Here is a 25,620-nt window from a genome sequence, read left to right as displayed (position 1 = left end):
CCCTCAAACGCCAGGGAGTTCTGCATGTCTTCCACTGATGCCTTCTTTCCCGCTTCCTTTGCCGAAGGGGCGCAGGGCGAACAGGACCTGGGGCCCCTGGCGTGGGTCATTGATGAATTGCGCAAGTCGCTGGACGGCGCAGCCAAGGCCGTAGCCTGGTTTGTGCGCGAATCCGACCTGTCGCCCGAGGCGGACCTGGCGGCGCTCGATACCGCGCCTTTGCGCCAGGCCAAGCTGCTGCTGCACCAGGCGGGCGGAGCGCTGGCCATGGTCAACATGGCCGCGCCGGCGCGCATGTTGCACGCCATGGAAGCGGTCGCGCAGCGCCTGCTGCAGTCTCCCCGGCTGTGCACGCCGCAGGCGGCGGCGACCATGGAAAACGCGAGCTTCGCCCTGCTGGAATATCTGGAGACGGTGCTGGCGGGCAAGGCCGTGCCGGCCGTGGCGCTGTTTCCCCAGTACCGCGACGTGCAGGCCCTGGCGGGCAACGACAAGGTGCATCCGGCCGATCTGTGGCCGGCCGAGCGGCGCATGCGCGAGCCCGAATGGCAGGACGCTACCGCGGCCCTGGCCTACGGCCCGCAGGCGCGGGCCCTGCTGGACGCGGGCGTGCTGGGCATGGTCAAAAGCGGCGATGCCGCGGCCGCGGCCCAGATGCGTGCCGTCTGCCTGGGCTTTGTGGCCGGGCAGACCGAGCCCGGACCGCGCATGTTCTGGAAGATCGCCGCCGGCTTCTTCGACGCTTTCACCCACGGCCTGCTGCACACCGATGTCTACGTCAAGCGCGTGGCTTCGCGCGTGCTGCTGCAGTACGCGGCCATGGCCAAGGGCGACAACACACTGCCCGAACGGCTGACCCAGGATTTGCTGTTTTTCTGCGCGCAGGCGCGGCCGGCGGTGCAGGGCGTGGACGCAGCGGGCGCCGCTGCGTCGGTGCTGCGCGCCGTGCGCCAGTCGTTTGCGCTGGAGCGCCACCTGCCGGTGGACTACGACAAGCCGCGCTTCGGGCGCTTCGATCCGGCGCTGCTGGCGCAGGCGCGCAAGCGCATTGCCGCGGCGACCGAAGGCTGGTCGGCCCTGGCCGGCGGTGACCGCAGCAAGCTCAAGCCGGTGGTCGATCAGTTCAGCCAGGTCGGCGACGCGCTGGCCAAGCTGCACCCGGCCAGCACCGGTCTGGCCCGGGCGCTGATGCGCGTGGTCGAAGCCGTGGCGCGTGCGGGCGAGCCACCGGCTGCCGCCCTGGCCATGGAAGTCGCCACGGCCGTGCTGTATCTGCAGGCAGCCCTGGCTTCGCCGGAACTGGCCGACGAGGCCATGGCCGAGCATGCGGGCCGACTGGCGCAGCGCCTGGATGAGGCCCGCCAAGGCGCGCCCTCCCAGCCGCTTGAGCCCTGGATGGAAGAGCTCTATCGCCACGTCAGCGACAGCCAGACCATGGGCAGCGTGGTGGGCGAGTTGCGCGCGACCATGGGCGAAGCGGAAGCCCTGCTCGATCAGTTCTTCCGCAACCCGCAGCAGGTGGACCAGCTGGCCCAGGTCTCCGGCCATTTGCTGCAAATGCGCGGCGTGCTGTCGGTGCTGGGCCTGGACCAGGCCTGCCTGGCCATGGCGCGCATGCGCGAAACCGTCGAGCAGCTGATGCGGGACGACGTGCCCGCGGCCGAGCTGCCGGCGGTGTTCGAACGCCTGGGCAACAACCTGGGCGCCTTGGGCTTCCTGATCGACATGCTCAGCTACCAGCGCGCGATGGCGCGCAAGCTGTTTGTCTACGATGAGGCCCGCGGCGAGCTGCGCATCATCATGGGCCGCAACCGGGTGCGTGAAGGCGATGCGCCCCAGGTCCTGGAGCAGCGCGCCCAAGCCCCGGCCGAAGTGCAGTCCCACCTGCCGGTGGCGGTGGCGCTGCCGGCCGAGGTGGCGAGCGCGGTGCCAGTGGTCGAGCAGCCGCAGCCCGCTCCGGCCGAAGAGCCGGTGCAGGCAGCAGCGGCCCTGGCCGAACCGGTATTGGAAGTCGCTGCCGAGCCAGCGGTCGAGCCGGTGGCGGCCCCACTGAGTGTGGTCGACGAAGACACGGACGACGAATTGCTGGGCATCTTCCTGGAAGAGGCGCGCGAAGTCGTCGCCCAGGGCCTGGAGACCTTGGCGCAGCTGGACGCGGATGCGGGACAGCTGAGCGGTCAGGCCACGCTGCGCCGGGTGTTCCACACCCTCAAGGGCAGCGCGCGCATGGTCGGACTCGACGAATTTGGCGAAGCCGGCTGGGCCATGGAGCAAATGCTCAATGCCTGGCTGGCCGAGCAAAAGCCCATGCCCGCCGCCTGGCAGTCCCTGGCGCGCGAGGCCTTGCAGGCTTTTGGCGCCTGGGCGCAGGCCATAGAGGAGGGCCGGGCCGGCGACTGGTCGGCGACGCCTTTTTGCGCCGCAGCCGATGCCATGCGGCTCGATGGCCAGCGAGCGCCGGTGGCCTTGCAGCCGTCCGAGCGCCGCAGCCGGCGTGCGCAAGAGCAAGAGCAAGCGCAGGAAGTGCAAAATTTCCCGGCGGTGGACCTGCCCGGCGAAGTCGAGGAGATCGACTTTGCGGCGTTCGAAGCCGTCATGCAGGCCAGCGAGCAATTGCCCGCGCCACTGACCGAACTCGCGCCCGAGGCGGTCGCCGAGCCCGAGCCCGCAGCCGAGGGCGACGCGCTCGACACGCCGGACTGGGCCGATACGCAAATGCAGGCCTGGCCCGACGAGCAGGACAGCGCCCCGGCCGCGCAGCCGCCCCTCGCCGACTGGCACTGGGATGCCGACGCGCCCGCAGTGCCGCAGTCCGAATCTGTCGAGCTGCCGGCGTTCGCGCTGGAGATGCCCGCCGAAGTGCCTGCGCAAGCGCCTGCCGAAACCCCGGCCGAAAGCGCTGTGCCGCAGACGAGTGCCTTCGACCTGGACACCGATTTCCGCGACGACAACGTCAAGGTGATCGACGGTCTGCGCATCCACTTGCCGCTGTACAACGTCTACCTGAACGAAGCCGACGAGTGGTCGCGCTGCCTGGGTGTGGCTTTGCAGGAGTGGGCGCTGGAAATGCACCGTCCGCAGCCCGAAGCGGCCGTGGCCTGGGCCCATTCGCTGGCCGGCAGTTCGGCCACCGTGGGCTTCAAGGACCTGTCCCGCCTGGCCCGCGCGCTGGAGCACGCGCTGATGCATGTCCGGCCCCTGGGCTGCGGCGATGCGCAGCAGCTGGCGGTGTTCCAGGCCGCGTCCGATGACATTCGGCGCCTGTTGCACCAGTTTGCCGCGGGCTTTCTCAAGTCGCCGCAGCCGGCGGTGGAAGACGCACTGCAGCAGGTGCTGGCGGCCGAGATCCACAGCGGCATGGGCGAATTGCAGCAGGGCGTGGGCCTGGACGCTGAAGATGCGCTGTGGGCGCAGGAGCTGGCCCAGAGCGAGGCTGCGGAGGTCGATGCAGCGCTGCCGGATGAGGTGGCCGAAATCGCTGCACCGGCCGAACCGGTGGAGCTGGTCGAACCGGTGGAGCCGGCCGAGCCAGACGCAGCGGTGGCGCTGGTCGATACCGCCGAGCCTGTCGTCTCCGCCGAGGAAACCCGCGCGTCCATGGAAGCGCGCTGGGAAGAGCAGTCGCAGCAGCAAGTCCGCCTGGATGCCGCCATGGCGCAGGCCGTGGGCATGGACAGCGCCATCGATGACGACATCGATGTGCTCGATGCCATCGATCCCGATCTGTTCCCGATTTTCGAGGAAGAGGCCGCGGAGCTGCTGCCGCAACTGGGCACGGCGCTGCGCGACTGGGCAGCCCATCCGCAGCGGCTCGAAGCGCGCGATGCCAGCCTGCGCGCACTGCACACCTTGAAAGGCAGCGCCCGCCTGGCCGGCGCCATGCGCCTGGGTGAAATCGCCCACCGGCTGGAGTCGGCGATCGAGCAGGTCGACGTCGAAGCGCCGCAAGCCGCGCAGATCGAACCGCTGCTGGGCAGCTTCGACACGCTGCACGCCTATTTCGTGGTGCTGCGCACGCTGGGCGAAGACGCCGTGGACGCGTCGCAAGAGGCGCCGGCGGCACTCGCCGAGCCCGCCCCGGTCGCGGCGCTCAGCGATGACGCGCCCGCGGGCCGCCGGGCGCCGATCTTTACGCCCGCAACGCCGCTGGTCGGCGTGCGCGCGGCTTCGCAGCAGTCGGTGCGTGTGCGCGGCCAGCTGCTGGACCGCCTGATCAACCAGTCGGGCGAAGTGCTGATTGCGCGCTCGCGCATCGACGCCCGCCTGGTGCAGGCGCGCAGCTCGCTGCAGGACCTGAGCGGCAACCTCGAGCGCCTGCGCCATCAGTTGCGCGACATCGAAGTCCAGGCCGAAACCCAGATGCAGTCGCGCCTGGCTTTGTCCAAGGACTCGGCGGCCGGCTTCGATCCGCTGGAGTTCGACCGTTTCACGCGGGTGCAGGAGCTCACGCGCATGATGGCCGAGTCGGTGAATGACGTGGCTACGGTGCAGCGCAATCTGCAGCGCGACCTCGCGGCCGCCGAAGACGATCTGGTGGCCCAGGGCCGCCAGGCGCGGGACTTGCAGCGCGATCTGCTGCGCACGCGCATGGTCGAGTTCGACGCCATTTCCGAGCGCCTGTACGCCGTGGCGCGCCAGACGTCCAAGGAGATGGGCAAGCAGGTGCGGCTGAACATCGTGGGCGGCACCATCGAGATGGACCGCGGCGTGCTGGACCGCATGGCGCCGGCTTTCGAACATTTGCTGCGCAATTGCGTGGCCCACGGCATTGAAACCCCGGCCCGGCGCCTGGCCGCGGGCAAGGACGCGACGGGCACGATTGGCGTGACGCTGCAGCATGAAGGCAACGACGTGCTGGTGCGTTTCGAGGACGATGGCGCGGGCCTGGACCTGGAGCGCATCCGCGCGACGGCCGTGGCGCGCGGGCTGATCGCGGCCGATGCCTCGATCACGCCGCAGGAGGCGGGCCAGCTGATCTTCCGGCCCGGCTTCACCACGGCGACCGAAGTGACCGGCGTGTCCGGGCGCGGCATCGGCATGGACGTGGTGCGCGCCGAAGTCAACGCCTTGGGCGGGCGCATCGAAACCCACAGCACGCCGGGGGCGGGCGTGTCCTTCTCCCTGGTGCTGCCGCTGACCACGGCCGTGACGCAGGTGGTCATGCTGCGCGTGGGCAAGCTCGCCGTGGGCGTGCCCGCGAATCTGGTGGAAATCGTGCGCCGCGTGCCCGTGTCCACGCTGGAGCAGGCCTATGCCAGCGGCAGCCTGCACGAGGCGGGCAGCGACGACGCAGTGCCGTTCTTCTGGGCTGGAGCGCTGTGGCAGACGTCCGCGCAAAGCCAGGAAGGCGTGGGCAAGACCCGGGCCGTGGTGATTTTCCGCAGCGCGGCGCAGCGCCTGGCGCTGCATGTGGATGAAGTGCTGGGCAACCAGGAAGTGGTGGTCAAGCATCTGGGGCCGCAGCTGTCGCGCCTGCCGGGACTGACGGGCATGTCGGTGCTGGCTTCGGGGGCGGTGGTGCTGATCTACAACCCGGTGGCGCTGGCCACGGTCTACGGCGAGCAGGTGCGCGAGCAGGTGCGTGAACAGGCGCGCCTGGGAGCGACGGCAGTGTCTTCGCAGCGGGTGGGCGGCGATGGCGTGGCCACTGTCCAGCCCCAGGCCGCGGGTGCGGGCGAAGTGCCGCTGGTGCTGGTGGTGGATGACTCCATCACCGTGCGGCGTGTGACCCAGCGCCTGTTGCAGCGTGAAGGCTACCGCGTGGAAGTCGCGGCCGACGGTCTGCAGGCGCTGGAGCGCTTGCAGGGCGCGCGTCCGGCGGTGGTGCTGTCCGACATCGAAATGCCGCGCATGGACGGCTTCGATCTGGCGCGCCACATCCGTGCCGACAGCCGGCTCAGCGATCTGCCCATCATCATGATCACATCGCGCATCGCGCAAAAGCACCGCGAGCATGCGCGCGAGCTGGGCGTGAACCACTATCTGGGCAAGCCCTACTCCGACGAGGAACTGCTGAGCCTGGTGCAGCACTACGCGACCCAGGCCGCCGAGCAGTCGCTGCCAGAGTCGGCTTAGGCCTTGGCCTTGACCACCGCGTAGCGCGCCAGCGTGCGCTCGCGGGCTTGGGCATGGTCGACGAGCGGGCGCGGGTAGCTCGCTGGCCCCATGGCTTCTCCGGCCCCCACCAGCTCAAGCCCCGCCGCGGCCAGCTCCAGCGGCCCGGCCTTCCAGGGCGCGTGGATCAGCTTGTCCGGCAGAGCGGCCAGCTGCGGCAGGTAGCGGCGGATGAAGCGGCCCGCGGCGTCGAACTTCTCGCTCTGGCTGATGGGATTGAAGATGCGGAAGTAGGGCTGGGCATCGCAGCCCGTGGAGGCCGCCCATTGCCAGCCGCCATTGTTGGCCGCCAGGTCGAAGTCGTTGAGCTGTTCGGCGAAATACTGCTCGCCCCAGCGCCAATCGATTCCCAGGTCCTTGACCAGAAAGCTGGCCACCACCATGCGCAGGCGATTGTGCATATAGCCGGTCTGGTTGAGCTGGGCCATGGCCGCATCGACCAGCGGATAGCCCGTGCGGCCCTGGCACCAGGCGGCGAACAGGCGTTCGGCCTCGGCCCCCGACTCCCAGACGATGGCGTCGTAGGCGGGCTTGAAGCTCTGCCTGACCACATGCGGGTGGTGGGCCAGGATCTGGTGGTAGAAATCGCGCCAGATGAGCTCGCTGAGCCAGGTGGCCGCACCCGGGGAGTCGGGCTGCTGCGCCTGGGCCCAGGCCAGGCGCGCCAGTTCGCGGATGGACACCGTGCCAAAGCGCAGGTGCACGCTCAGATAGCTGGGGCCCTTGACGGCGGGAAAGTCGCGCGCCTGGTCGTATTGCGCCAGGCGCGGCGCAAAGTCGGCCAGCAGCCGGGCCGCGCCCTCGCTGCCCGTGGGCAGGGCCAGCTGGCGCAGGTTGGTGGGCGCGAAGCCGATGTCGGCCAGGCCGGGCGGGGGCCGGCATTCGCTTTCCGGCCGGGGGGCGAGATGCTGGGCGTAGCGCTCGACCGGATAGGCCGACAGATAAAAGGCGTTGAGCTTGCGCAGCCAGGCGTTCTTGTAGGGCGTGAACACGCTGAACGGCGCGCCCGAGAGCGTGAGCACTTCGTCGCGCTCGAAAATCACGTGGTCCTTGAAAGTGTGCAAGGCCACGCCGCCGGCCTGCAGGGCCGCGCGCACGCGGGCATCGCGCGCCAGGGATTGGGGCTCGTCGTCGTGGTTGGCGAACACCGCCGTGGCGCCCAGCTGCTGCGCCAGGCGTGGAATTTCTTCTTCCGCCAGCCCCTGGCGCACGATCAGGCCGGCCTGGGGGTGGCCGGCGAGCGCGCGCAAGGCCGTGTCCAGCGAGGCCAGACTGTCGCAGATGAACTCCACGCGCCGGTCGGCGCGCGGCAGCGGCGCGAGGATGGCCTGGTCGAAAAGAAAGATGCAATGCACCTGGGCGCAGCTGCGCAGGGCATGAAAAAGGGCGGCATGGTCGCAGGCGCGCAGATCGCGCCGCAGCCAGACCAAGCCCACAGGTCCGGAATGTGCCATGGTTCACCGTTAAAATCGAAGAATGCCCGCTGATTCTGCGCCTATCAACTTGACGCACCATTTTCTGATTGCCATGCCCGGCGTCGAAGATGAGTCCTTTTCGCGCAGCGTGGTGTACCTGTGCGAGCATAGTGAGCGTGGCGCTTTGGGCTTGATTATCAACAAGCCCATGTCATTGAGCCTTGAAGGCCTGCTCGACAAGATCGATCTTTCCCTCGGACGCGAAGACTTGCGCTCCGACGTGGTCTACCGGGGAGGCCCGGTGCAGACCGACCGTGGCTTTGTGCTGCACGACGCCTTTGTCGCTGAAGGCATTGCCACCGACGAATCCATTTATGCCTCGACGATGAGCATTCCCGGGGGGCTGGAAATGACCACCTCCAAGGATGTGCTCGAAGCCCTGTCCAACGGCGCCGGTCCGCGCCGGGTGTTTGTGTCGCTGGGTTATTCCTCGTGGGGCGAAGGCCAGCTCGAGTCCGAATTGTCGGAAAACGCCTGGCTCACGGTCGGGGCCGATGTCGCGCTGATCTTTGAAGCGCCCGTGGCCGAACGCTACGACCGCGCCCTGGGCCTGCTGGGCCTGCAGTCCTGGACGCTTTCGCCGGAAGTGGGGCACGCATGAGCACCGAACCGCTCAAGGACACGGCCGCGGCCAACGCGCATGGGGCAGCCGCGCCCGTGCGCGCGCCCGCCGTGGTGCCCGCGCATTTCCAGAGTTTTCTGGCTTTTGACTTCGGTACCAAGCGCACCGGCGTGGCCACCGGCAGCCGCATGATGGGCCTGACCACGCCCCAGCCGACGATCAAGGCCGAAGGCGCCGACGCGCGCATGCTGCAGGTCGCGGCCCGGATCAAGGAGTGGCAGCCCGACGCGCTGGTGATAGGCGTGCCCTACCATCCCGACGGCGCGGCCCACGAAAACACGGCCCGCGCGCTCAAGTTCGGGCGCCAGCTGCGCGGGCGCTTCGGCCTGCAGGTGTTCGAAGTCGACGAGCGCTACAGCACCACCGAAGCCATTGCCAGCGGCGCGCGCGACGCCGACGCTGCTTCGGCCTGCATCATTCTTGAACAGTTTTTGAGGAGTCTTCCATGAACGATCCCGTTGCCGGAGCTGGCAGCCTGGTGCTCGACGCCGAGGCGCTGTACCGTGAACTGCTGCGCGGCGTGCGCAGCCTCATGGGAGCCTCGACGCGCCTGGCAGGCATCACTTCGGGTGGTGCCTGGCTGGTCGAGCGCCTGCACAAGGACTTGAACTTGCCGGGTTCGCCCAGCGTGCTGTCGTCGGTGCTGCACCGCGATGACTTCGCGCAGCGCGGCATGGCCAGCAGCGCCCAGACCAGCATTGATTTCGACGTCAACGGCGCCGACATCCTGGTGCTCGACGACGTGCTCTACACCGGCCGGACCATACGCGCCGTGCTCAACGAGCTGTATGACTACGGCCGTCCGGGCTGCGTGCGCCTGGCCGTGCTGGTCGACCGCGGCGGGCGCGAGCTGCCCATTCAGGCCGACTTCGCGGCCGCCCGCATCGCGCTGCCGCCCACCCAGTCGCTGGCGCTGGCGCGCGACGACAACGGCATCTTCCACTTCCGCATCCAAGAGGCCTGACCGTGCTGTACAAGCGCAATCCCCAACTCAACAAGAACGGTGAGTTGATTCACCTGCTGTCCACCGAAGGCCTGTCCAAGGACATCCTGACGCACATCCTCGACACCGCCGCCAACTTCGTCAGCGTCAACGACCGCGAAGTCAAGAAAGTGCCATTGCTGCGCGGCAAGAGCGTGTTCAACCTGTTCTTCGAGAACAGCACGCGCACGCGCACCACTTTCGAGATCGCGGCCAAGCGCCTGTCGGCCGACGTGTTCAACCTCGACATCGCGCGCAGCTCGGCCAGCAAGGGCGAGTCGCTGCTCGACACCATCGCCAATCTGTCGGCCATGGCCGCGGACATCTTCGTCGTGCGCCACAGCGAGTCGGGCGCGCCCTATCTGGTGGCCCAGCATGTGGCCCCGCATGTGCACGTGGTGAACGCCGGTGACGGCCGCCATGCCCACCCCACCCAGGGGCTGCTGGACATGTACACCATCCGCCACTACAAGAAGGATTTCTCCAACTTGACGGTGGCCATCGTCGGCGACGTGCTGCATTCGCGCGTGGCGCGTTCGGACATCCATGCGCTCACCACCCTGGGTGCGGCCGAAGTGCGCGTGGTCGGCCCGCGCACGCTGGTGCCCACCGACCTGGCGCAAATGGGCGTGCGGGTGTTCCACACGCTGGAAGAAGGCATTCGCGACGCGGACGTGATCATCATGCTGCGCCTGCAGAACGAGCGCATGAATGGTGCGCTGCTGCCCTCCAGTCAGGAGTATTTCAAGGCTTTCGGCCTGACGGCCGAAAAGCTGCGCCTGGCCAAGCCCGACGCCATCGTGATGCACCCCGGGCCTATCAATCGCGGCGTGGAAATCGACTCCGAAGTGGTCGACGGCCCCCAGGCCGTGATCCTGTCGCAGGTCTCGTTCGGCATTGCCGTGCGCATGGCCGTGATGTCCATCGTCGCCGGCAATGAGGCTTGAAACCATGAAACTATTGATCCAGAACGGCCGCGTCATGGACCCGGTCCGGGGCTTTGACCAGATCTGCGACATCGCCGTTGCGGCGGGCTGCATCACCGCCATCGGCCCACAGCCCGTGGACTTCGCGCCCGATCGCGTGATCGACGCCCAGGGCTGCTGGGTGCTGCCCGGCCTGGTCGACCTGTCGGTGCGCCTGCGCGAGCCCGGCCATGAACACGAAGGCATGCTGCAAAGCGAAATGGCGGCCAGCGTGGCTGGTGGCGTGACCAGCCTGGTCTGCCCGCCCGACACCGACCCGGTGCTCGACGAGCAGGGCCTGGTGGAAATGCTCAAGTTCCGCGCCGAAAAGCTGCACCAGGCGCGGCTGTTCCCGCTGGGTGCGCTCACGCGCGGCCTGGCCGGTGAAATCCTCACCGAAATGAACGAGCTGACCGAGTCGGGCTGCGTGGGCTTCGGCCAGGCCGACGTGCCGCTGACCAGCACCCAGACCTTGCAGCGCGCGCTGCAATACGCCGCCACCTATGGCTACACGGTCTGGTTGCGTCCGCAGGAAATGCACCTGGGCAAGGGCGTGGCCGCCAGCGGTCCGCTGGCCACGCGCATGGGCCTGTCCGGCGTGCCCGTGGCGGCCGAAACCATTGCCCTGCACACGATTTTCGAGCTGATCCGCGGCACCGCGGCAAGCGTGCACCTGTGCCGCCTGTCGAGCGCCGCCGGTGTGGAGCTGGTGCGCCGCGCCAAGGCCGAAGGCCTGAGCGTGACGGCCGATGTGAGCATCAACTCGCTGCACCTGACCGACACCGACATCGGCTACTTCGACAGCAGCGCCCGCCTGAGCCCGCCGCTGCGCCAGCAGCGCGACCGCGATGCGCTGTCGGCCGCTCTGGCCGACGGCACCATCGACGCGCTGGTCTCCGACCACACGCCCGTCGATGACGACGCCAAGGTGTTGCCGTTCGCCGAAGCCGAACCCGGCGCCACGGGAGTCGAGCTGCTGCTGTCGCTGGCCGTGAAGTGGTCGCAGGCGCAGCAGGTGCCGCTGCTGCGCGCCATCGAAGTGATCACGTCCGCACCCGCGCGCGTGCTGGGCTCGGCGCTGGGCGAGCTCGAGCAGCAACTGGGCCGCTTGCAGGTAGGCGGTGTGGCCGACCTGTGCATCGTCGATCCCGCGGTCCACTGGAAAGTGGAGCCCACCGCCCTGGCCAGCCAGGGCAAGTGCACGCCGTTCAACGGCTATGAACTGCCGACCCGGGTGCGCTGCACGCTGGTCGCCGGCCATATCGCTTTCGAGCGTGGCTGATCCGCAAGCCGGCGGCGCGTGGGGGCGGGCCGGCTGGCGCCTGGTGCGCCTTGCAGGCCATCTGCTGCATGGCCTCTGGACCATTGTCTGGCGTTTTCCGCGCCTGTCGATGGAGCAGCGCAACGCCCTGGTCCAGGCCTGGGCCAGGGGGCTGCTGCCGCGTCTGGGCGTGCAACTGCAAGTGCAGGGCACGCCGCCGCTCAATGGCCCGGTGCTGCTGGTCGCCAACCATTTGTCGTGGCTCGATATTCCGGTGCTGCACGCCGCGCGCCATTGCCGCTTCATTTCCAAATCCGACGTCGCTTCCTGGCCGGTGGTGGCCATGCTGGCGCGTGCCGCGGGCACGCTGTTCATCGACCGCAACTCGCGCCGCGACACCTTGCGCATGGTGAAGACCATGGCCGATGCCCTGGCGCAGCGCGACGTGCTGGCCGTGTTTCCCGAAGGCACGACCAGTGATGGGGGCGAAATGCTGCCGTTTCGCCCGAATCTGATCGAAGCCGCGATACAGGCCGGAGCGCCGATCCAGCCCCTGGGCCTGCGCTTCATCGATGCGGCCAGCGGTGTGGACAGCACGGCCCCGGTCTATGCGGGGGACACCATGCTGCTGACTTCGGTGTGGCGCACGCTCAGTGCGCCAGCCCTGATCGCGCGCGTGACCTACGGCGCGCCGCAGACCGCGCAGGGCCGCGACCGCCGCACCTGGGCACGGGACTTGCAAGCCGAAGTCGAGCTGCTGCGGCATTCCTAGGGCTTGTTCTTAGTCGTTTTTCGCACATGGAGTGGGCCCCAAACCGCGTTAATCTAGCGGTTTGCGCGCTGGGCCGAATCCGTTCGCCCCGAGCCTGGCGGAGGGTACATGCGTTACCCTGCGCGCAGGCGGCGTACGCGCAGGCGGCATACGCGCAGGCGGCAGATTGCCCCCGGCTTTTCACATCACAGCTACAGGTGGACCCATGAAATTTTCCCGTTTTTCCCTGCTGGCCCTGGCTCTTGCCGCGGTGACTACGGCCCATGCGGGCAAGACGCTGGACACGATCAAGCAGCGTGACCAGATCACGGTGGGCATCAGCAGCGGCGTGCCGGGCTTCTCCGCGGCCGACAGCCAGGGCCAATGGAAGGGCCTGGACGTGGACGTGGGCAAGGCCATTGCCGCCGCGCTGCTGGGCGACGCGAAGAAAGTCAAATGGGTGCCATTGGCCTCGCAGCAGCGCTTCACCGCCCTGCAGTCGGGCGAAGTGGACGTGCTGTCGCGCAATACCTCGGTGACGCTGACGCGCGATGCGTCCATGGGCCTGGCGTTCACGGCCATCGTGTTCTATGACGGCCAGGGCTTCATGGTGCCGGCCAAGACCAAGGTGCAAAGCGCCAAGCAGCTCAAGGGCGCGACGGTGTGCGTGCAGTCGGGCACGACGTCGGAGAAGAACCTCACGGACTTCTCGCGCATCAACCAGCTCAACCTCAAGCCCCTGGTGTTCGACAAGTTCGATGCCGCCAACGCCGCCTACTTTGCGGGCCGCTGCCAGGCCTATACCACCGACGCTTCGGGCCTGGCCTCGGTGCGCGCCAAGGAGGCCAAGGACACCAAGCAGCATGTCATCCTGCCGGATCTGATCTCCAAGGAGCCGCTGGGCCCGCTGGTGCGCCGCGGCGACGACGAGTGGCTGGCCATCGTGCGCTGGGTGGTCTACGGCCTGATCGAAGCCGAGGAAAACGGCATCACCCAGGCCAACGTCGACAAGCTGAAGGCCGAGACCACCGACCCGGTGGTGGGCCGCCTGCTGGGCAAGACCGAAGACACGGGCAAGCTGCTGGGCCTGGACAAGGAATGGCTGGTGCGGGCCATCAAGGCGGTGGGCAACTACGGCGAAATGTACGAGCGCAACGTGGGTGAGAAGACCTCGGTCGATCTGCCGCGCGGCAAGAACAAGCTCTGGAACCAGGGCGGTCTGCTCTACGCCTTGCCGGTGCGATGAGCCTGCAGGCCCCGATTCCCGCGCGGCCCGCGCCGCCCAGGCCCCGGCCGGGCTGGTCCTGGCACCATCCGGCCACGCGTGCCCTGGTCTGGCAAGTGCTGGCCGTGCTGTGCATCGCCGCTGCTCTGGGCTGGCTGGTGCACAACACCCAGGCCAACATGGCCGCGCGCGGCATCCAGAGCGGCTGGGATTTCCTGGGCCAGACCGCGGGTTTCGACATTGGCGAGCAGCCGATTGCGTTTGAGTCCACCGATACCTACTGGCGCGCGTTTCTCGTCGGCCTGCTCAACACGCTGCGCGTGGCAGTGGCGGGCGTGGTGCTCAGCACCTTGCTGGGCGCGCTGGTGGGCCTGGGGCGTTTTTCGCGCAACCTGCCGGTGCGGGCGCTGAGCCGGGCCTATGTGGAGCTGTTCCGCAACGTGCCGCTGCTGGTGCAATTGCTGGTCTGGTATCTGCTGCTGGTGGAGTATCTGCCCGATGCGAGCGAAGCCTGGAACTGGCGGGAGATCGTTTTCCTGAGCAAATCCGGTCTGGTGCTGCCGTTTCCCGAGCATGGCGCGGGCGGCTGGCACTGGAGCGTGCCCGTGCCCGGCGGTTTTGCGATCGAAGGCGGCGCGGCGCTGTCGCCGGAGTTTCTGGCCGTGCTGGCCGGCCTGACCTTCTACACCGCAGCCTTCATTGCCGAAGTGGTGCGCGCCGGCATCGCCGCCGTGCCGCGCGGCCAGATCGAGGCCGCGCAAAGCATAGGCCTGAGCCGGCGCCAGACCCTGTGGCTGGTGATAGGCCCGCAGGCGCTGCGCACCATGGCGCCGCCGCTGACCAACCAGTACCTGAACCTGACCAAGAATTCCTCGCTGGCCGTGGCCGTGGGCTACCCCGATCTGGTGTCCATCGCCAACACCAGCCTGAACCAGACCGGCCGCGCGCTGGAATGCATTGCCATCGTCATGGCGGTCTACCTGTGCCTGTCGCTGATGACCGCCGGGCTGATGGCACTGCTGCATCGCAGTGAACTGGCCAGACGGGAGCCGGCATGAATACGGTGCATGCGCCGATTCCCGCGCGTGCGCCGCCGCAGCGCGCGGGTGGCGTGCGGGCCTGGGTGCGGCGTGAACTGTTTGGCAGCTGGATCAGTGCGCTGACCACGCTGGCCCTGCTGGCCTGGGCGCTGTGGGCATTGCCCGGGGCGCTGGACTGGCTGTTGTGGCGCGCCGTCTGGCATGCCGACGCCGACGCCTGCCAGGCCGCGCGCGGCATGGGCGCCTGCTGGGGCGTGGTGACCGAAAAGCACCGCCTCATTCTGTTCGGCCGCTACCCGCTGGAAGAGCAGTGGCGGCCCATGCTGGCCACGGGCCTGTTGCTGCTGCTGGTCGTGGCCAGCGGCATGCGGCGCTTCTGGAACCGCTGGTTGCTGCTGGCCTGGGTGCTGGTGTGGGCCGTGTTCTTTGCCTTGATGCTGGGCGGCGTGGCCGGCCTGACGCCCGTGCCTACCGAGCGCTGGGGCGGCCTGCCGCTGACGCTGATGCTCACCACCTTGTCCATCGTCCTGGCCTGCCCGCTGGCCGTGCTGCTGGCGCTGGGCCGGCGCTCGCGCATGCCGGCGATCCGCGTGCTCTGCGCGGTGGTGGTGGAGCTGGTGCGTGGCGTGCCCCTGATTTCCGTGTTGTTCATGGCCAGCTTTCTGTTCCCGCTGTTCCTGCCCGTGGGCGCGACGCCCGATGTGCTGCTGCGCGTGCTGCTGGGCATTTCCCTGTTCGCCGCCGCCTACCTGGCCGAGACCGTGCGCGCCGGCCTGCAGTCCGTGCCCCAGGGCCAGCTCGAAGCCGCGAACAGCATAGGCCTTTCGTGGTGGCAGACCCAGCGCCTGGTGGTCCTGCCCCAGGCCCTGGGCGCCGTGGTGCCGGGGCTGATGAACAGCTTCATCTCTATCTTCAAGGACAGCTCGCTGATCACCATCGTGAGCCTGTACGAGCTCACGGGCTCCCTGGGCCTGGCGCTCAGCGGTGACCCGGTCTGGCGTCCTTTCATGGTGGAGGGCTACCTCTTCATCACCGCGATTTATTTTGTGGTCTGTGCGGCCATGTCACGCTACAGCCTGTGGGTAGAGCAGCGGCATGCGCGCAGCCAGGCCCGTTGAAAGAAGACCTGCATGCCAGACACCTCCATGGTTCGCTTCGAACAACTGAACAAATGGTTCGGGCGTGAGTTTCATGTGCTGCGCGACATCGATCTCGACATCGCGCGCGGCGAACGCCTGGTGGTCTGCGGCCCTTCGGGGTCGGGCAAGTCCACGCTGATCCGCTGCATCAATGCGCTAGAGCCATTCCAGCAAGGGCGCCTGACCGTGGGCGACGTGGCCCTGGGCGTCGAAGGCCGCGAGGACGAGCGGGCCGTGCAGCAGGTGCGCCGCAGCGTGGGCATGGTGTTCCAGCAGTTCAATCTGTTTCCGCATCTGAGCGTGCTGGACAACCTGACGCTGGCGCCGCGCAACGTGGGCAAGATGGCGCGCGCCGAAGCCGAAGCCCAGGCCATGGTGCAGCTCGAACGCGTGCACATCGCCGAGCAGGCGCACAAGTTTCCGCTGCAGCTGTCGGGCGGCCAGCAGCAGCGCGTGGCGATCGCGCGCGCGCTGTGCCTGGCGCCGCAAATCATGCTGTTCGACGAGCCCACTTCGGCGCTCGACCCCGAGATGGTGCATGAAGTGCTGGACGTGATGGTCGAACTCGCGGGCCAGGGCATCACCATGGTCTGCGTGACCCACGAAATGGAATTCGCGCGCTCGGTCGCCGACCGCGTGGTGTTCATGGACCAGGGGCAGATCATCGAACAGGCTGCGCCCGAGGCTTTCTTCTCACGGCCTGAGAGTGAGCGGGCGCAGCAGTTTCTGGATAAGTTGCTGGGGCGGAAGTAGGGGCCCTCCGAAACGCGAGCAGAGGGCGCCGGTAGATCTGGCAGGGCGTGCGCTGAGGGAGAACCCCGCCGCCGCCGGGCCGCTCCAAGGCGGCGACGGCCCCCTTGGGGGGCAGCGACCCACACGAAGTGGGGGAGCGTGGGGGCTATTTCCCCCTTGGAAACGTCACCACATGCTCCACCTGCAGCGCCATCCCCACCCACTCGCCGATCTCGTGGTTGTGGTGGCTGGGCACATGGGCCATCACGGTCTGGCCGCTGGCCAGGCGCAGGGTGTAGAGAAACTCCGAGCCGCGGAAGGACTTGCGCACGATCTGCGCCTTGACCGGCGCGCCGTCGACATGGATCACGTCATCGGCGCGCAACAGCACGTCGCATTCGCCGTCGGGGTAGCTCGACGGCAGAGGGCATTCGTCCAGGTCGCTGAGGTCGCCCAGCGGCGTCTGGGCCACCACGCCGTTGTCACGCATCACCAGCTGTGCGGGCAGGAACACGCCGTGGCCGATGAAGTCGGCGACAAAGCGCGTGGCCGGCCGGTGGTAGAGGGTGTAGGCGTTGTCCCATTGGTGCAACCGGCCTTCGTTCATCACGCCGATCACGTCGCCGATGGCAAAGGCTTCGAGCTGATCGTGGGTGACGAACAGCGCCGTTGCGCCGGCAGCCTTGAGGATGCCGCGCACTTCGTGCGCCAGCCGCTCGCGCAGGTCGACGTCGAGGTTGGAAAACGGTTCGTCCAGCAGCATCAGCTGCGGGCGCGGCGCCAGCGCGCGCGCCAGGGCCACGCGCTGCTGCTGGCCGCCCGAGAGTTCGTGCGGATAGCGCTCGGCGCTGCCTTCGAGGCCCACCAACTCCAGCACTTCGGCCACGCGCGCCGCCTGCTCGCTCTTGCGCCATTGGTGTATGCCGAAAGCCACGTTGCCGCCCACGCTCAGGTGGGGGAACAGCGCGTAGTCCTGGAACACCATGCCTATGCGCCGCTGCTCGGGCGGCAAGGCCGTGTTGGCGCTGCTCACCACCTGGTCTTGCAAGCGGATTTCGCCGCTGCTCACGGGCTCCAGCCCGGCCACGGCGCGCAGCAAGGTCGTCTTGCCGCAGCCCGACGGGCCGATGAGCACGCCGATGTCACCGGCGTTCAAATTCAGTGAAACGCCTTGGACGGCGGCCTGTGGGCGGCCGGCATAGCGCACCCCGAGTTGGGAGACCTTGAGAAACATTCCTCGATTGTAGGGCGGTGCAAATGCTTAGAATTCGCATTTGCACGAAAGGCCCTTGTCGTCGCGTCCAAGGATGCGGCCACAGACCTGGGGCCTTCACGGCGTCTTTCTTCCTGCGCTTTCCCCTCCAGCCGAGCTCCATCTTGCGCCGCTTCACATCCGCCTTTCGTGCCTTTCCCCTGGTTTTCCTGGCGCTGGTACTCACTTTGCCCGTGCTTGCCGTCTTCGCCGCCTGGTTGCCCTGGGGCAGCGGGGATGCCGACGCGGGCGCGATCCTGCGCGAAATGGCGTCCACGGTGCTGCCCGGCTATGTCTGGACCACGGTCTGGCTGGGCCTGATGGTGGCTGTGGGCGCGGCGGTGGTCGGCACGGCCGCGGCGGCCACGGTGACGCTGTTCGATTTCCCCGGGCGGCGCACGCTGGAATGGGTGCTGCTGCTGCCGCTGGCCATGCCGGCCTATGTCACGGCCTATGCCTATACCGACTTCCTGCAGTTCAGCGGCCCCTTGCAGGTCTGGCTGCGCGAGACCTATGGACTCGAAGGCCGGCTGCTGCCCGAAGTGCGCAGCCTGGGCGGCGCGGTCTGGGTGTTTGTCTTTTCGCTCTATCCCTATATTTATCTGCTGGCGCGCACGGCCCTGGGCGAGCGCGCGGCCCATCTGATGGAGGCCGCCCGGCTGCTGGGCGCACCCCTGTCCCGGCGCATTGCCGCCGTGGCCCTGCCGCTGGCGCGCCCGGCCGTGGCCGCGGGCGTGGCCCTGGTGCTGATGGAAACCCTGGCTGACTTCGGCGTGGTCAGCTACTTCGGCATCCAGACCTTCACCACCGGCATCTACAAGGCCTGGCTGTCCATGGACAACCGCATCGCCGCGGCCCAGTTGGCCACCTTCTTGCTGGTGCTGGTGGTGCTGCTGCTGCAACTGGAAATCCGCGCCCAGCGCCGCATGCGCTTTGTCACCAACGGCGCGGGCCGCGCGAGTTCCGCCGAGGCCCAGCCTTTGCAGCTGCGCGGCTGGCGCAGCGTGGCGGCCTGGCTGGTCTGCGTGCTGCCGGTGCTGATGGGTTTTGTCGCGCCCGTGCTCTTCATGCTGCGTCCATTGGCGGCCGACTGGTCGGTGCTGCCCTGGTCGCGCTTCCTGGAGTGGGCGCTCAACAGCGTGCGCCTGGGGGGCATCACCGCCGTGCTGGCGGTGGTGATTGCGCTGGCGCTGGCGTTCGCCGTGCGTCGCCGCCCGGATGCGGTCACGCGTGGCGTGGTCCAGCTGGTCAGCCTGGGCTATGCCGTGCCCGGCGCGGTGATCGTCGTCGGCCTGCTGCTGCCCGTGGGCTGGTTGCAGGCGGCAGCGCCCGACTGGGGCCTGGCCTCGCTGATCACGGCCACGGCCGTGGGCATTGTCTGGGCCTATCTGGTGCGCTTCAGCGCCGTGGCGCTGCAGTCGGTGCAAAGCGGCTATGCGCGCATTCCCGTGAGCCTGGACGACTCCGCGCGCATGCTGGGCACGGGCAGCTGGGCGCTGATGTCGCGCGTGCACTGGCCGCTGCTCAAACGCTCGACGGCCGCGGCGGCGCTGCTGGTGTTCGTCGACGTGATGAAGGAGCTGCCCGCGACCATGGTGCTGCGCCCGTTCAACAGCGACACCCTGGCCGTGGTGGCCTACCAGCTGGCGCGCGACGAGCGCCTGGGCGAAGCCGCCTTGCCTTCGCTGGCGCTGGTGGCCGTGGGCCTGGTGCCGGTGATCATGCTCAGCCGCACTTTGCGCTCGCGCTCCCGTTGAGCCTGGGTACACTGCCATGCCATGAGCCAGACCCAATTCCCCGTCACCATTTATCACAACAGCCGCTGCAGCAATTCGCGCGGCGCGCTGGCGTTGATCCGCGAGCGCGGCATAGAGCCGCAGATCGTCGACTACATCGCTGAGCCGCTGGATGCAGCCGCGCTGACTGCGCTGGTCGGCCAGTTGGGCCTGCCGGTGCGCGAGCTGATGCGCAGCAAGGAGGCGGTCTATGCCGAACTGCAGCTGGACAATCCGGCGCTGAGCGATGCCGAACTGATCGCCGCCGTGGCTGCTCACCCCAGCTTGCTCAACCGCCCCATCGTGGTCACGCCGCGGGGCGCGGCCCTGTGTCGCCCGCCCGAGAAAGTGCTGGCGCTGCTGCCGGCATGAGCCTCTCGGCGCCTGGCGTGTATTCGCCCTGGCCCGAGCGGCTGCGCGGTGCCCGCCAGCGCCTGGCCTATCTGGGCCCGCCCGGCACCTGGACCCACCAGGCCTGCCTGCAATGGTTGCAAGCGGCAGGGTTGGAGCCGGGGCCTGAACTGCTGCCCCTGGCCGCGCCCGAAGCGCTGCAGGCCTTGCAGCAGGGCCAGGTCGATGCCGTCTGTCTGCCCGTGAGCACTTCCCTGGTCGGCGCCACGCCGTATCTGCCGCAGGTGTTGGCATTGCTGGCGCAGGGCCGGGACGCGACGCATGCGCTGCAAGTGGTCGGTGAATGCCGGCTGCAGATCGGCTACAGCCTGATGGCGCGCCCGGGCGTGGCGCTGGAGGCATTGCAGGCCGTCTGCGCCCACCCCGTGGCCTTGCAGGAAGCCCAGCCCTGGCTTGCGCAGCATCTGCCTGGCCTGCCGCAGCGGCCCTGCGATTCGGCCGGCGCGGCGGCGCAGCAGGTGGCTGCATCGCAGGATCAAGCCCTGGCCTGCCTGGGGCCGGCGCTGGCGGCTGCGCTGCATGGCTTGGCCGTGCTGCGGGGCGGCATAGAGCAGGGCCCGCACAACGAAACCCGCTGGTGGCTGCTCGCGTACGGCGCGCCGCAGGACTATGCCGACCCGGGGTTTTCGCTGTCGCATTGAGCGGCGCGACAGCGCAAGCCCATGGCGCTATGCTGGGAGCATGAACCTGCTGCCCAGAGAACCCGTTGCATGACCCGGCTTGCACTGCTTTCCGGCCTGGGCCACAGCATTGTGGTGATTGCCAGTCTGCTGGTCTATCTGGTGGCCACGCGCATCGGCCAGCAGCGCCGCCATCCATCCGCGGCCCTGGCCTGGGTGGTGGCGCTGATCGCCTTTCCCTACGGTGCGCTGCCGCTGTTTCTGCTGCTGGGCAGCCGCAAATTCTCGCGTCCTCTGCAGCGGCACGCTGCGAGCTTGCCGCTGCCGGCGCTGAGTGATCAGGGCGCGCCCGAATGGGTGACCCGCCTGCTGCGCGCGCTGGACCTGCCGGAGGCCATGCGCAATGCCAGTGCCGTTTTCCAGTCCAGCGGCCCGGAGTCGCTGGCGGCGCTGATCGCGACCATGGACAGTGCACGCCAGCAACTGGTGCTGAGCACCTACGTGCTGGGCGGCGATGCCACGGGCCAGCAGGTGGCGCAGGCCTTGCATCGCTGTGTGGCGCGCGGCGTGCGCGTGCGCGTGCTGATCGACGCCGTCGGCAGCCTGAAAACGCCGCGCACGCTGCTGCAGGACTTGCGCAGCGTGGGCATCGTCGTGCGCCATTTCATGCCCTTGCTGCACAACCCCTTGTATGGACGCAGCAACCTGCGCAACCACCGCAAGCTGGTGGTCGCCGATGGGCAGCGGCTGTGGAGCGGCGGGCGCAACCTGGCCGACGAGTACTTTGTCGGCAAGGCGGGCCAGCCCGCCTGGGTCGACTTGAGCTTTGTCGTCGAAGGCCCGCTGGCCGCCCAGGCGCTGGCCCAGTTCGATGCCGACTGGCGCGCCGCGCCCGGCAGCATCCGGCGCAGACGACGCCGGCTGGTGGCCTCGCCCGCGGCACTGCCGCCAGGCCCGGACCAGGCCTGGGCGCAATGGATTCCCAGCGGCCCCGACCACGCCGACGATACGGTGCATGCGCTGCTGCTGTCGGCCGCGTTCCAGGCCAGGGAAAGCATCATCGCGGTGACGCCGTACTTTGTGCCCGACGATGCCTTGCTCGCGGCCTGGAGCCTGGCCTGCCGGCGCGGCGTGCGCTTGCGGCTGCTGCTGCCGCGGCGCTCCAACCACCGGCTGGCCGACTGGGCGCGTGAGCGTGCCCTGCGCCAACTGGCCCAGGCCGGCGCCGAAATCCATCTGCTGCCGACCATGCTGCATGCCAAATGCGTGGTGGTCGACGGGGAATGGGCGCTGTGCGGCTCGCTGAACCTCGATGCGCGCAGCCTGTTCCTGAACTACGAGGCCATGACGGCGTTCTACGGCCAGTCCCAGGTGCGGTGGCTGCAGGACTGGCACGCGGCCCAGCTGGCCCTGGCCCAGCCCTATGTCAGCCGCCAGCCCTCCTGGCCGCGTGACATTTTCGAAGGCATGGTGCGCACCGTCGGTTTTCAACTCTAGGAATCGGGGCACCCCCTGAGCCGCTTCGCGCTAGGCGCGCCCCGTCTTCCCCCTGAGGGGGACGACCCCATCGCTGCGGGGCGGCCCTTGCTCGGTGTCCCTTTGCTGGGGTACGCCAGTTTCATGGGCTGTGGGTCGTGCACGCGCTGCAAGGAAATACCACCTGCGGCTTTGCCGCTTCGCCCTCAATCTTCCTTGTCGGCCGGCCCCTTGATCGCCTGCACGGCCGACTGCCACTGGTTGCGGGTGCCGCGTCGCACGGCGTCGGCCGCGTCCAGCGTGCTGTCGGCCGCGGCCAGGCCGGCTTGCTTCACCTGCTGCGCCGCAGAACGTGTGGCCTGGCCCAGGCCCTGGGCAGCGGACTTCACGCTGTCCACGGTGGCCTGGGCGGTCTGCTGCAGGGATTCCTTGATGCGGTTGTGCACGGCCTGGGTGATCTGCGTGCCGCAGTCGCGTGTGATCTGGCCCAGCATGGCCACGGCCTGGCGGGTCGCGCCCTGGCGCACGGCAGCCCGGTCCGGCGCGTGCAGCGGCGCGCAATAGGCTTGCGCCACCAGGCCTACGCGCAGCGTCAGAAAGGCATTTGCCGAGCCCGAGGCCAGGCTGTTGATCAGCAGATGGCCCAGGCCGCCGAGGCCGGGAATGCTGGCCAGCGCCGACGGCGTGGCGGCCTGGACGATGGGCGCGCTGAGTTCGGCAAAGTCCATGTCGTCGAGGCTGGAGGCAATCAGCATGCAGGCCCCGACCTGGCTGTAGAGGTAGCTGATCTGGCCGAGCGAAGGCCGCAGACCGTAGATGCGCGCCACGCGCCAGACCAGCCGGATCTGGCTGGCGAGCACGATCAGACCGTCGAGTCGGCCGTTTTGCAGCAGGGCCGTGCTGGCCAGCACGCTGGCGGCGACGTTGCGCACTTCCGCATCGGCCAGCTGCTTGAGCCGGGCCAGTGCTAGGGCCAGCGCAGCGTCATCGGTCAGGGGCAGGTCGGCCAGCAGCGGGTTGCGCTGCAGACTGGCTTGCAGGCGCTGCTGGTAGCGGGCCAGGACTTGCGGGTCGTCACTGTCGGGGTAGCGCAGTGCCGCGGGCAGTCGCAGCAGTTGCAGCGTGGGCCAGGCAACGAGCCCCGTCACCAGCGCCAGCAGGCTCCAGAACACCCATTGGCCCGCGCCCAGGTACAGCCGATCGGCGGCGTCGGCCAGCTGGGTGAGCATGGCCACGACCGACAGGCCCAGGTAGGCGAGAAACAGCAGGGAAAGGCCCAGCAGCAGGCGGGAAAAGGCGGAAGATGGCATGGCGTTCAGGTATCGAGCGGAAAGGTATTTTCAACCTGCACGGGCATAAAAAAACCGGCTGGCCTTTGCAGACCGCCGGTTATTTTGCGTGGGCTGGATCAGTCGATCAGAACCACTTCAACGCGCCGGGCTTCGGCATTGCTGCCGCTGGCCTGGGAGCTCTCGGGCTTCTTCAGCTCCACCATGTCCTTGTCCACGCCCAGCGCGAACAAGGTGGCCTGCACGGCCAGAGCGCGCTGCTTGGCCAGTTCGATGTTCGCCGCGGCATCGCCCGTGGCGTCATGGAAGCCGGAAATCCGGGCGTGCTTGCCGTTCATCACGCCGCGCACGACGTCGGCCAGGGCTTCATTGCCGCCGATGGCGACATCGGCCTTGCCGGTGGCGAAGAAGAACTTGACCACGCCGTTGTCCACGCGCACCAGGGCTTCGTCGATCACGATCACGCCTTGCACCGGCACTTCGATGATGGTGGCTTCGGGGCTCTTGATGCCGCGCTGGTAGACCACGACGCCGACCACGGTGGAAACCACCAGGGCAATCAAGGCAAACAAGAAACCGAGGGCAAAACGCTGCTGGCTGTCGTCGTCAGAGGTAGACATGTCAAGAACTCCCGTTGGAATGTGAAATGAAGAAAGGGCTGCGCGCCCAGGGCGCGCGATGGCCCGATTGTAGTGGGCCGGCCTGGCGCACTTCCAGTGGCAGCTGCCGGCTTGGCGACAGGGGGGGTGCCTACAGTGGCGTTCTGCCAACTGGATTCACCATGGGTTCTTCTTTTCATTCACCTTCGCAAAGGGAACCGCCATGGCCAAGCAAACGTATGACGAAGTGCAGCTCAAGGACTTGTTGCTGCAAATGCTGGAAACCGAACAGGCCGGAGCGAAGGTCTATCAAAAAGCCATCAACGTCGCCCGCAATCCCGACCTGAAAAAGGAGTGGCAGGAGTACCTGGCGCAAACCCAGAGCCACTACAACGTGCTGTTGACCCTGTGCGAGGACCTGGGGCTGAATTCCAGCGAACGCACGGCGTCCCGGGATGTGGTCCGGCACATCGGCCAGGCGCTGGTCCAGACCATAGAGCTGGCGACGACCGATGGCACGCCGGAAGCCGCCGAACTGGTGGCGTGTGAATGCGTGTTGCACGCCGAGACCAAGGACCATGCCAACTGGGAATTGCTGGGTCAGGTGGCAGCCGCCGCCAGTGGGCGTGAGGCCCAGTTGCTCGAGGAAGCGCACGCACGGGTGGAGCAGGACGAAGACCACCACCTGTACCACAGCAAGGGCTGGTATCGCGAGCTGGCCTTGCAGGGCCTGGGCCTGCCGGCCGTGCTGCCGCCGCCTGAAGAGCAGCGCCAGGTCGATACCGCGATCGGCGCCGCGCGCGCCGAGCAGCAGCGCGACACGATGCTGTAAGGCAGCCCCCCCTGAGCCGCTTTGCCCTAGGCGGGCCCCGTTTTTCCCCTCTCATCCTTCGGTGGAGGGGGGCGCCCGGCTAGGGGCGGCACCGTCGCTGCGGGGCGGCCCTCGCTGGGTGCCCCTGAGCTGGAGCGCGCCAGTTACGTGGATTGCAGCCTCGTGCCGCAGCGGCGGCAAAAACGTGCGTCGTCCTCGTGCCGGTTTTCGCCGCAGGTATCGCACTCCACGCCTTTCATGCGCGCCTTGGTGCCGTTGCGCGAGATTTCCGCGCCCACGATGCCCGTGGGAACGGCCACGATGCCCCAGCCCAACAGCATCATCACCGACGCGAAGAAGCGTCCCATCGGGGTGGCGGGCGTGACGTCGCCATAGCCGACGGTGGTGACGGTGGAGATCGCCCAGTAAATGCCCATGGGCACGCTGGTGAAGCCATGCTCCGGCCCTTCGATCACGAAGATCAGCGTGCCCATCACCAGCACGATCATCGCCACCACGCTGAGAAACACGAAGATCTTGCGGGCGCTGGCCTGCAGCGCGCGGGCCAGCATCAGGTACTCGCTGAGAAAGCCGTGCAGCGCGGGAAAGATGTGGAAGGTGCGCACCAGGCGCAGCGCGCGTATCGCGGCGAGGAATTGGGCGTCCGGAAAGAACACCGCCAGATAGGCCGGAATGATGGACAGCAGGTCGACGATGCCGTAGAAGCTCAGCGCGTAGCGCCAGGGTTTGCGCACCGAAATCAGCCGCAGTCCGTACTCCGCCGTGAAGGCCAGCGTGAAGATCCACTCCAGTCCGCGCAGCAGGTAGCCGCGCCAGCCTTCGGCCGTGCCCGGAATGCTGTGCACGACCACCACGCACAGGCTCAGCAAAATGGCCAGCGTCAGGTAGCGTTCAAACGTCTTGCCCAGCGGCGTGTTCGTTTCGAACACCGTGCGGTAAATGCTTTGCCGCCAGCGTGCCACGGGCACGCCCAGGCGTTCGGCGGACGGGTAGTTGTCGCGGAAAAAAGAGGGGAGAGAGGCAAACAGGCGCATGGAGTTCGGGGCAGGTGGTCACCGGA

Annotated in this window: 21 protein-coding genes; 16 read left to right on the top strand and 5 right to left on the bottom strand. The window is 68.1% G+C overall.

What is annotated here, in order from left to right; translation table 11 throughout:
• Positions 1 to 24 precede the first annotated feature (24 nt).
• Positions 25 to 6,075, top strand: coding sequence for an Hpt domain-containing protein (locus N0K08_RS06145; protein WP_261499197.1), 6,051 nt, complete (start codon positions 25 to 27; stop codon positions 6,073 to 6,075).
• Here the strand turns inward: N0K08_RS06145 and N0K08_RS06140 are convergent.
• Positions 6,072 to 7,568, bottom strand: coding sequence for a cryptochrome/photolyase family protein (locus N0K08_RS06140; protein WP_261499196.1), 1,497 nt, complete (start codon positions 7,566 to 7,568; stop codon positions 6,072 to 6,074). The two genes, N0K08_RS06145 and N0K08_RS06140, sit on opposite strands and share 4 nt — an antisense overlap.
• 22 nt (positions 7,569 to 7,590) lie before the next feature.
• Between N0K08_RS06140 and N0K08_RS06135 the strand changes: the two genes are divergently transcribed.
• The 10 genes from N0K08_RS06135 (at position 7,591) to N0K08_RS06090 (ending at position 16,327) form a co-directional block, all read left to right on the top strand.
• Entirely contained in the window at positions 7,591 to 8,190 is a 600-nt protein-coding gene (locus tag N0K08_RS06135) for a YqgE/AlgH family protein (protein WP_261499195.1), read from the top strand.
• The gene (gene ruvX, locus N0K08_RS06130) at positions 8,187 to 8,660 is read left to right on the top strand and encodes a Holliday junction resolvase RuvX (protein ID WP_261499194.1); all 474 of its coding nucleotides are present in this window, start codon (positions 8,187 to 8,189) and stop codon (positions 8,658 to 8,660) included. Before N0K08_RS06135 ends, ruvX begins: the two co-directional genes overlap by 4 nt.
• The gene (gene pyrR, locus N0K08_RS06125; RefSeq protein WP_261499192.1) at positions 8,657 to 9,175 is read left to right on the top strand and encodes a bifunctional pyr operon transcriptional regulator/uracil phosphoribosyltransferase PyrR; all 519 of its coding nucleotides are present in this window, start codon (positions 8,657 to 8,659) and stop codon (positions 9,173 to 9,175) included. Before ruvX ends, pyrR begins: the two co-directional genes overlap by 4 nt.
• A 2-nt stretch (positions 9,176 to 9,177) precedes the next feature.
• Positions 9,178 to 10,140: an aspartate carbamoyltransferase catalytic subunit gene (locus N0K08_RS06120; RefSeq protein WP_261499191.1), complete on the top strand. Its 963-nt coding sequence runs from the start codon at positions 9,178 to 9,180 to the stop codon at positions 10,138 to 10,140.
• Positions 10,141 to 10,144: 4 nt separating this feature from the next.
• Positions 10,145 to 11,440: a dihydroorotase gene (locus N0K08_RS06115; protein WP_261499190.1), complete on the top strand. Its 1,296-nt coding sequence runs from the start codon at positions 10,145 to 10,147 to the stop codon at positions 11,438 to 11,440.
• Entirely contained in the window at positions 11,433 to 12,191 is a 759-nt protein-coding gene (locus N0K08_RS06110; RefSeq protein ID WP_261499189.1) for a lysophospholipid acyltransferase family protein, read from the top strand. Before N0K08_RS06115 ends, N0K08_RS06110 begins: the two co-directional genes overlap by 8 nt.
• Before the next feature lie 205 nt (positions 12,192 to 12,396).
• On the top strand, positions 12,397 to 13,416 hold the full coding sequence (locus N0K08_RS06105; RefSeq protein WP_261499188.1) for an amino acid ABC transporter substrate-binding protein: 1,020 nt from the start codon (positions 12,397 to 12,399) through the stop codon (positions 13,414 to 13,416).
• Positions 13,413 to 14,453 (top strand): amino acid ABC transporter permease, encoded by a 1,041-nt coding sequence (locus tag N0K08_RS06100; RefSeq protein ID WP_261499187.1) that lies wholly within the window; start codon positions 13,413 to 13,415, stop codon positions 14,451 to 14,453. The genes N0K08_RS06105 and N0K08_RS06100 overlap by 4 nt, the downstream gene beginning before the upstream one ends.
• On the top strand, positions 14,450 to 15,553 hold the full coding sequence (locus tag N0K08_RS06095) for an amino acid ABC transporter permease (RefSeq protein WP_261499185.1): 1,104 nt from the start codon (positions 14,450 to 14,452) through the stop codon (positions 15,551 to 15,553). Before N0K08_RS06100 ends, N0K08_RS06095 begins: the two co-directional genes overlap by 4 nt.
• 12 nt (positions 15,554 to 15,565) lie before the next feature.
• Positions 15,566 to 16,327, top strand: a complete 762-nt coding sequence (locus N0K08_RS06090) for an amino acid ABC transporter ATP-binding protein (RefSeq protein WP_315967988.1) — start codon at positions 15,566 to 15,568, stop codon at positions 16,325 to 16,327.
• A 145-nt stretch (positions 16,328 to 16,472) separates the two neighbouring features.
• On the opposite strand, the gene N0K08_RS06085 is transcribed toward N0K08_RS06090, so the two are convergent.
• Entirely contained in the window at positions 16,473 to 17,540 is a 1,068-nt protein-coding gene (locus tag N0K08_RS06085) for an ABC transporter ATP-binding protein (protein WP_261499184.1), read from the bottom strand.
• A 23-nt stretch (positions 17,541 to 17,563) separates the two neighbouring features.
• Between N0K08_RS06085 and N0K08_RS06080 the strand changes: the two genes are divergently transcribed.
• From N0K08_RS06080 to N0K08_RS06065, 4 genes are all read left to right on the top strand, one after another.
• Entirely contained in the window at positions 17,564 to 19,315 is a 1,752-nt protein-coding gene (locus N0K08_RS06080; protein ID WP_408642909.1) for an ABC transporter permease, read from the top strand.
• Positions 19,316 to 19,336: 21 nt separating this feature from the next.
• Positions 19,337 to 19,705, top strand: coding sequence for an arsenate reductase (glutaredoxin) (gene arsC / locus N0K08_RS06075; RefSeq protein ID WP_261499182.1), 369 nt, complete (start codon positions 19,337 to 19,339; stop codon positions 19,703 to 19,705).
• Positions 19,702 to 20,385 carry a prephenate dehydratase domain-containing protein gene (locus N0K08_RS06070; RefSeq protein ID WP_261499181.1) on the top strand — a complete coding sequence of 228 codons (684 nt, stop codon included), beginning with the start codon at positions 19,702 to 19,704 and terminating at the stop codon, positions 20,383 to 20,385. Before arsC ends, N0K08_RS06070 begins: the two co-directional genes overlap by 4 nt.
• Before the next feature lie 69 nt (positions 20,386 to 20,454).
• Positions 20,455 to 21,861 carry a phospholipase D-like domain-containing protein gene (locus tag N0K08_RS06065; RefSeq protein WP_261499180.1) on the top strand — a complete coding sequence of 469 codons (1,407 nt, stop codon included), beginning with the start codon at positions 20,455 to 20,457 and terminating at the stop codon, positions 21,859 to 21,861.
• Positions 21,862 to 22,046: 185 nt separating this feature from the next.
• On the opposite strand, the gene N0K08_RS06060 is transcribed toward N0K08_RS06065, so the two are convergent.
• Both N0K08_RS06060 and N0K08_RS06055 read right to left on the bottom strand, forming a co-directional pair.
• Positions 22,047 to 23,150 (bottom strand): YcjF family protein, encoded by a 1,104-nt coding sequence (locus N0K08_RS06060; protein ID WP_261499179.1) that lies wholly within the window; start codon positions 23,148 to 23,150, stop codon positions 22,047 to 22,049.
• 98 nt (positions 23,151 to 23,248) lie between these two features.
• Positions 23,249 to 23,749 carry an OmpA family protein gene (locus tag N0K08_RS06055; RefSeq protein WP_261499178.1) on the bottom strand — a complete coding sequence of 167 codons (501 nt, stop codon included), beginning with the start codon at positions 23,747 to 23,749 and terminating at the stop codon, positions 23,249 to 23,251.
• Between the two features lie 202 nt (positions 23,750 to 23,951).
• On the opposite strand from N0K08_RS06055, the gene N0K08_RS06050 reads away from it, so the two are divergent.
• On the top strand, positions 23,952 to 24,560 hold the full coding sequence (locus tag N0K08_RS06050) for a hypothetical protein (RefSeq protein WP_261499177.1): 609 nt from the start codon (positions 23,952 to 23,954) through the stop codon (positions 24,558 to 24,560).
• 143 nt (positions 24,561 to 24,703) lie between these two features.
• Here the strand turns inward: N0K08_RS06050 and N0K08_RS06045 are convergent, their stop codons facing one another.
• Positions 24,704 to 25,594, bottom strand: coding sequence for an ion transporter (locus tag N0K08_RS06045; protein ID WP_261499176.1), 891 nt, complete (start codon positions 25,592 to 25,594; stop codon positions 24,704 to 24,706).
• Positions 25,595 to 25,620: the final 26 nt, after the last annotated feature.

The organism is Acidovorax bellezanensis (assembly GCF_025421555.1).
GTDB classification, from domain to species: domain Bacteria; phylum Pseudomonadota; class Gammaproteobacteria; order Burkholderiales; family Burkholderiaceae_C; genus Comamonas; species Comamonas bellezanensis.
This window is presented reverse-complemented; position numbering and strand designations above follow the sequence as displayed.

Bases quoted from the DNA above. Each gene is read 5' to 3' on its own strand.
- N0K08_RS06115 (WP_261499190.1), top strand. From the start codon at position 10,145: ATGAAACTATTGATCCAGAACGGCCGCGTCATGGACCCGGTCCGGGGC.
- N0K08_RS06060 (WP_261499179.1), bottom strand. From the start codon at position 23,150: ATGCCATCTTCCGCCTTTTCCCGCCTGCTGCTGGGCCTTTCCCTGCTG.
- N0K08_RS06055 (WP_261499178.1), bottom strand. From the start codon at position 23,749: ATGTCTACCTCTGACGACGACAGCCAGCAGCGTTTTGCCCTCGGTTTC.
- pyrR (WP_261499192.1), top strand. From the start codon at position 8,657: ATGAACGATCCCGTTGCCGGAGCTGGCAGCCTGGTGCTCGACGCCGAG.
- N0K08_RS06070 (WP_261499181.1), top strand. From the start codon at position 19,702: ATGAGCCTCTCGGCGCCTGGCGTGTATTCGCCCTGGCCCGAGCGGCTG.
- N0K08_RS06100 (WP_261499187.1), top strand. From the start codon at position 13,413: ATGAGCCTGCAGGCCCCGATTCCCGCGCGGCCCGCGCCGCCCAGGCCC.
- N0K08_RS06105 (WP_261499188.1), top strand. From the start codon at position 12,397: ATGAAATTTTCCCGTTTTTCCCTGCTGGCCCTGGCTCTTGCCGCGGTG.
- N0K08_RS06045 (WP_261499176.1), bottom strand. From the start codon at position 25,594: ATGCGCCTGTTTGCCTCTCTCCCCTCTTTTTTCCGCGACAACTACCCG.
- N0K08_RS06065 (WP_261499180.1), top strand. From the start codon at position 20,455: ATGACCCGGCTTGCACTGCTTTCCGGCCTGGGCCACAGCATTGTGGTG.
- N0K08_RS06080 (WP_408642909.1), top strand. From the start codon at position 17,564: ATGCTTAGAATTCGCATTTGCACGAAAGGCCCTTGTCGTCGCGTCCAA.
- N0K08_RS06085 (WP_261499184.1), bottom strand. From the start codon at position 17,540: ATGTTTCTCAAGGTCTCCCAACTCGGGGTGCGCTATGCCGGCCGCCCA.
- arsC (WP_261499182.1), top strand. From the start codon at position 19,337: ATGAGCCAGACCCAATTCCCCGTCACCATTTATCACAACAGCCGCTGC.
- N0K08_RS06145 (WP_261499197.1), top strand. From the start codon at position 25: ATGTCTTCCACTGATGCCTTCTTTCCCGCTTCCTTTGCCGAAGGGGCG.
- ruvX (WP_261499194.1), top strand. From the start codon at position 8,187: ATGAGCACCGAACCGCTCAAGGACACGGCCGCGGCCAACGCGCATGGG.
- N0K08_RS06050 (WP_261499177.1), top strand. From the start codon at position 23,952: ATGGCCAAGCAAACGTATGACGAAGTGCAGCTCAAGGACTTGTTGCTG.
- N0K08_RS06135 (WP_261499195.1), top strand. From the start codon at position 7,591: ATGCCCGCTGATTCTGCGCCTATCAACTTGACGCACCATTTTCTGATT.
- N0K08_RS06140 (WP_261499196.1), bottom strand. From the start codon at position 7,568: ATGGCACATTCCGGACCTGTGGGCTTGGTCTGGCTGCGGCGCGATCTG.
- N0K08_RS06095 (WP_261499185.1), top strand. From the start codon at position 14,450: ATGAATACGGTGCATGCGCCGATTCCCGCGCGTGCGCCGCCGCAGCGC.
- N0K08_RS06090 (WP_315967988.1), top strand. From the start codon at position 15,566: ATGCCAGACACCTCCATGGTTCGCTTCGAACAACTGAACAAATGGTTC.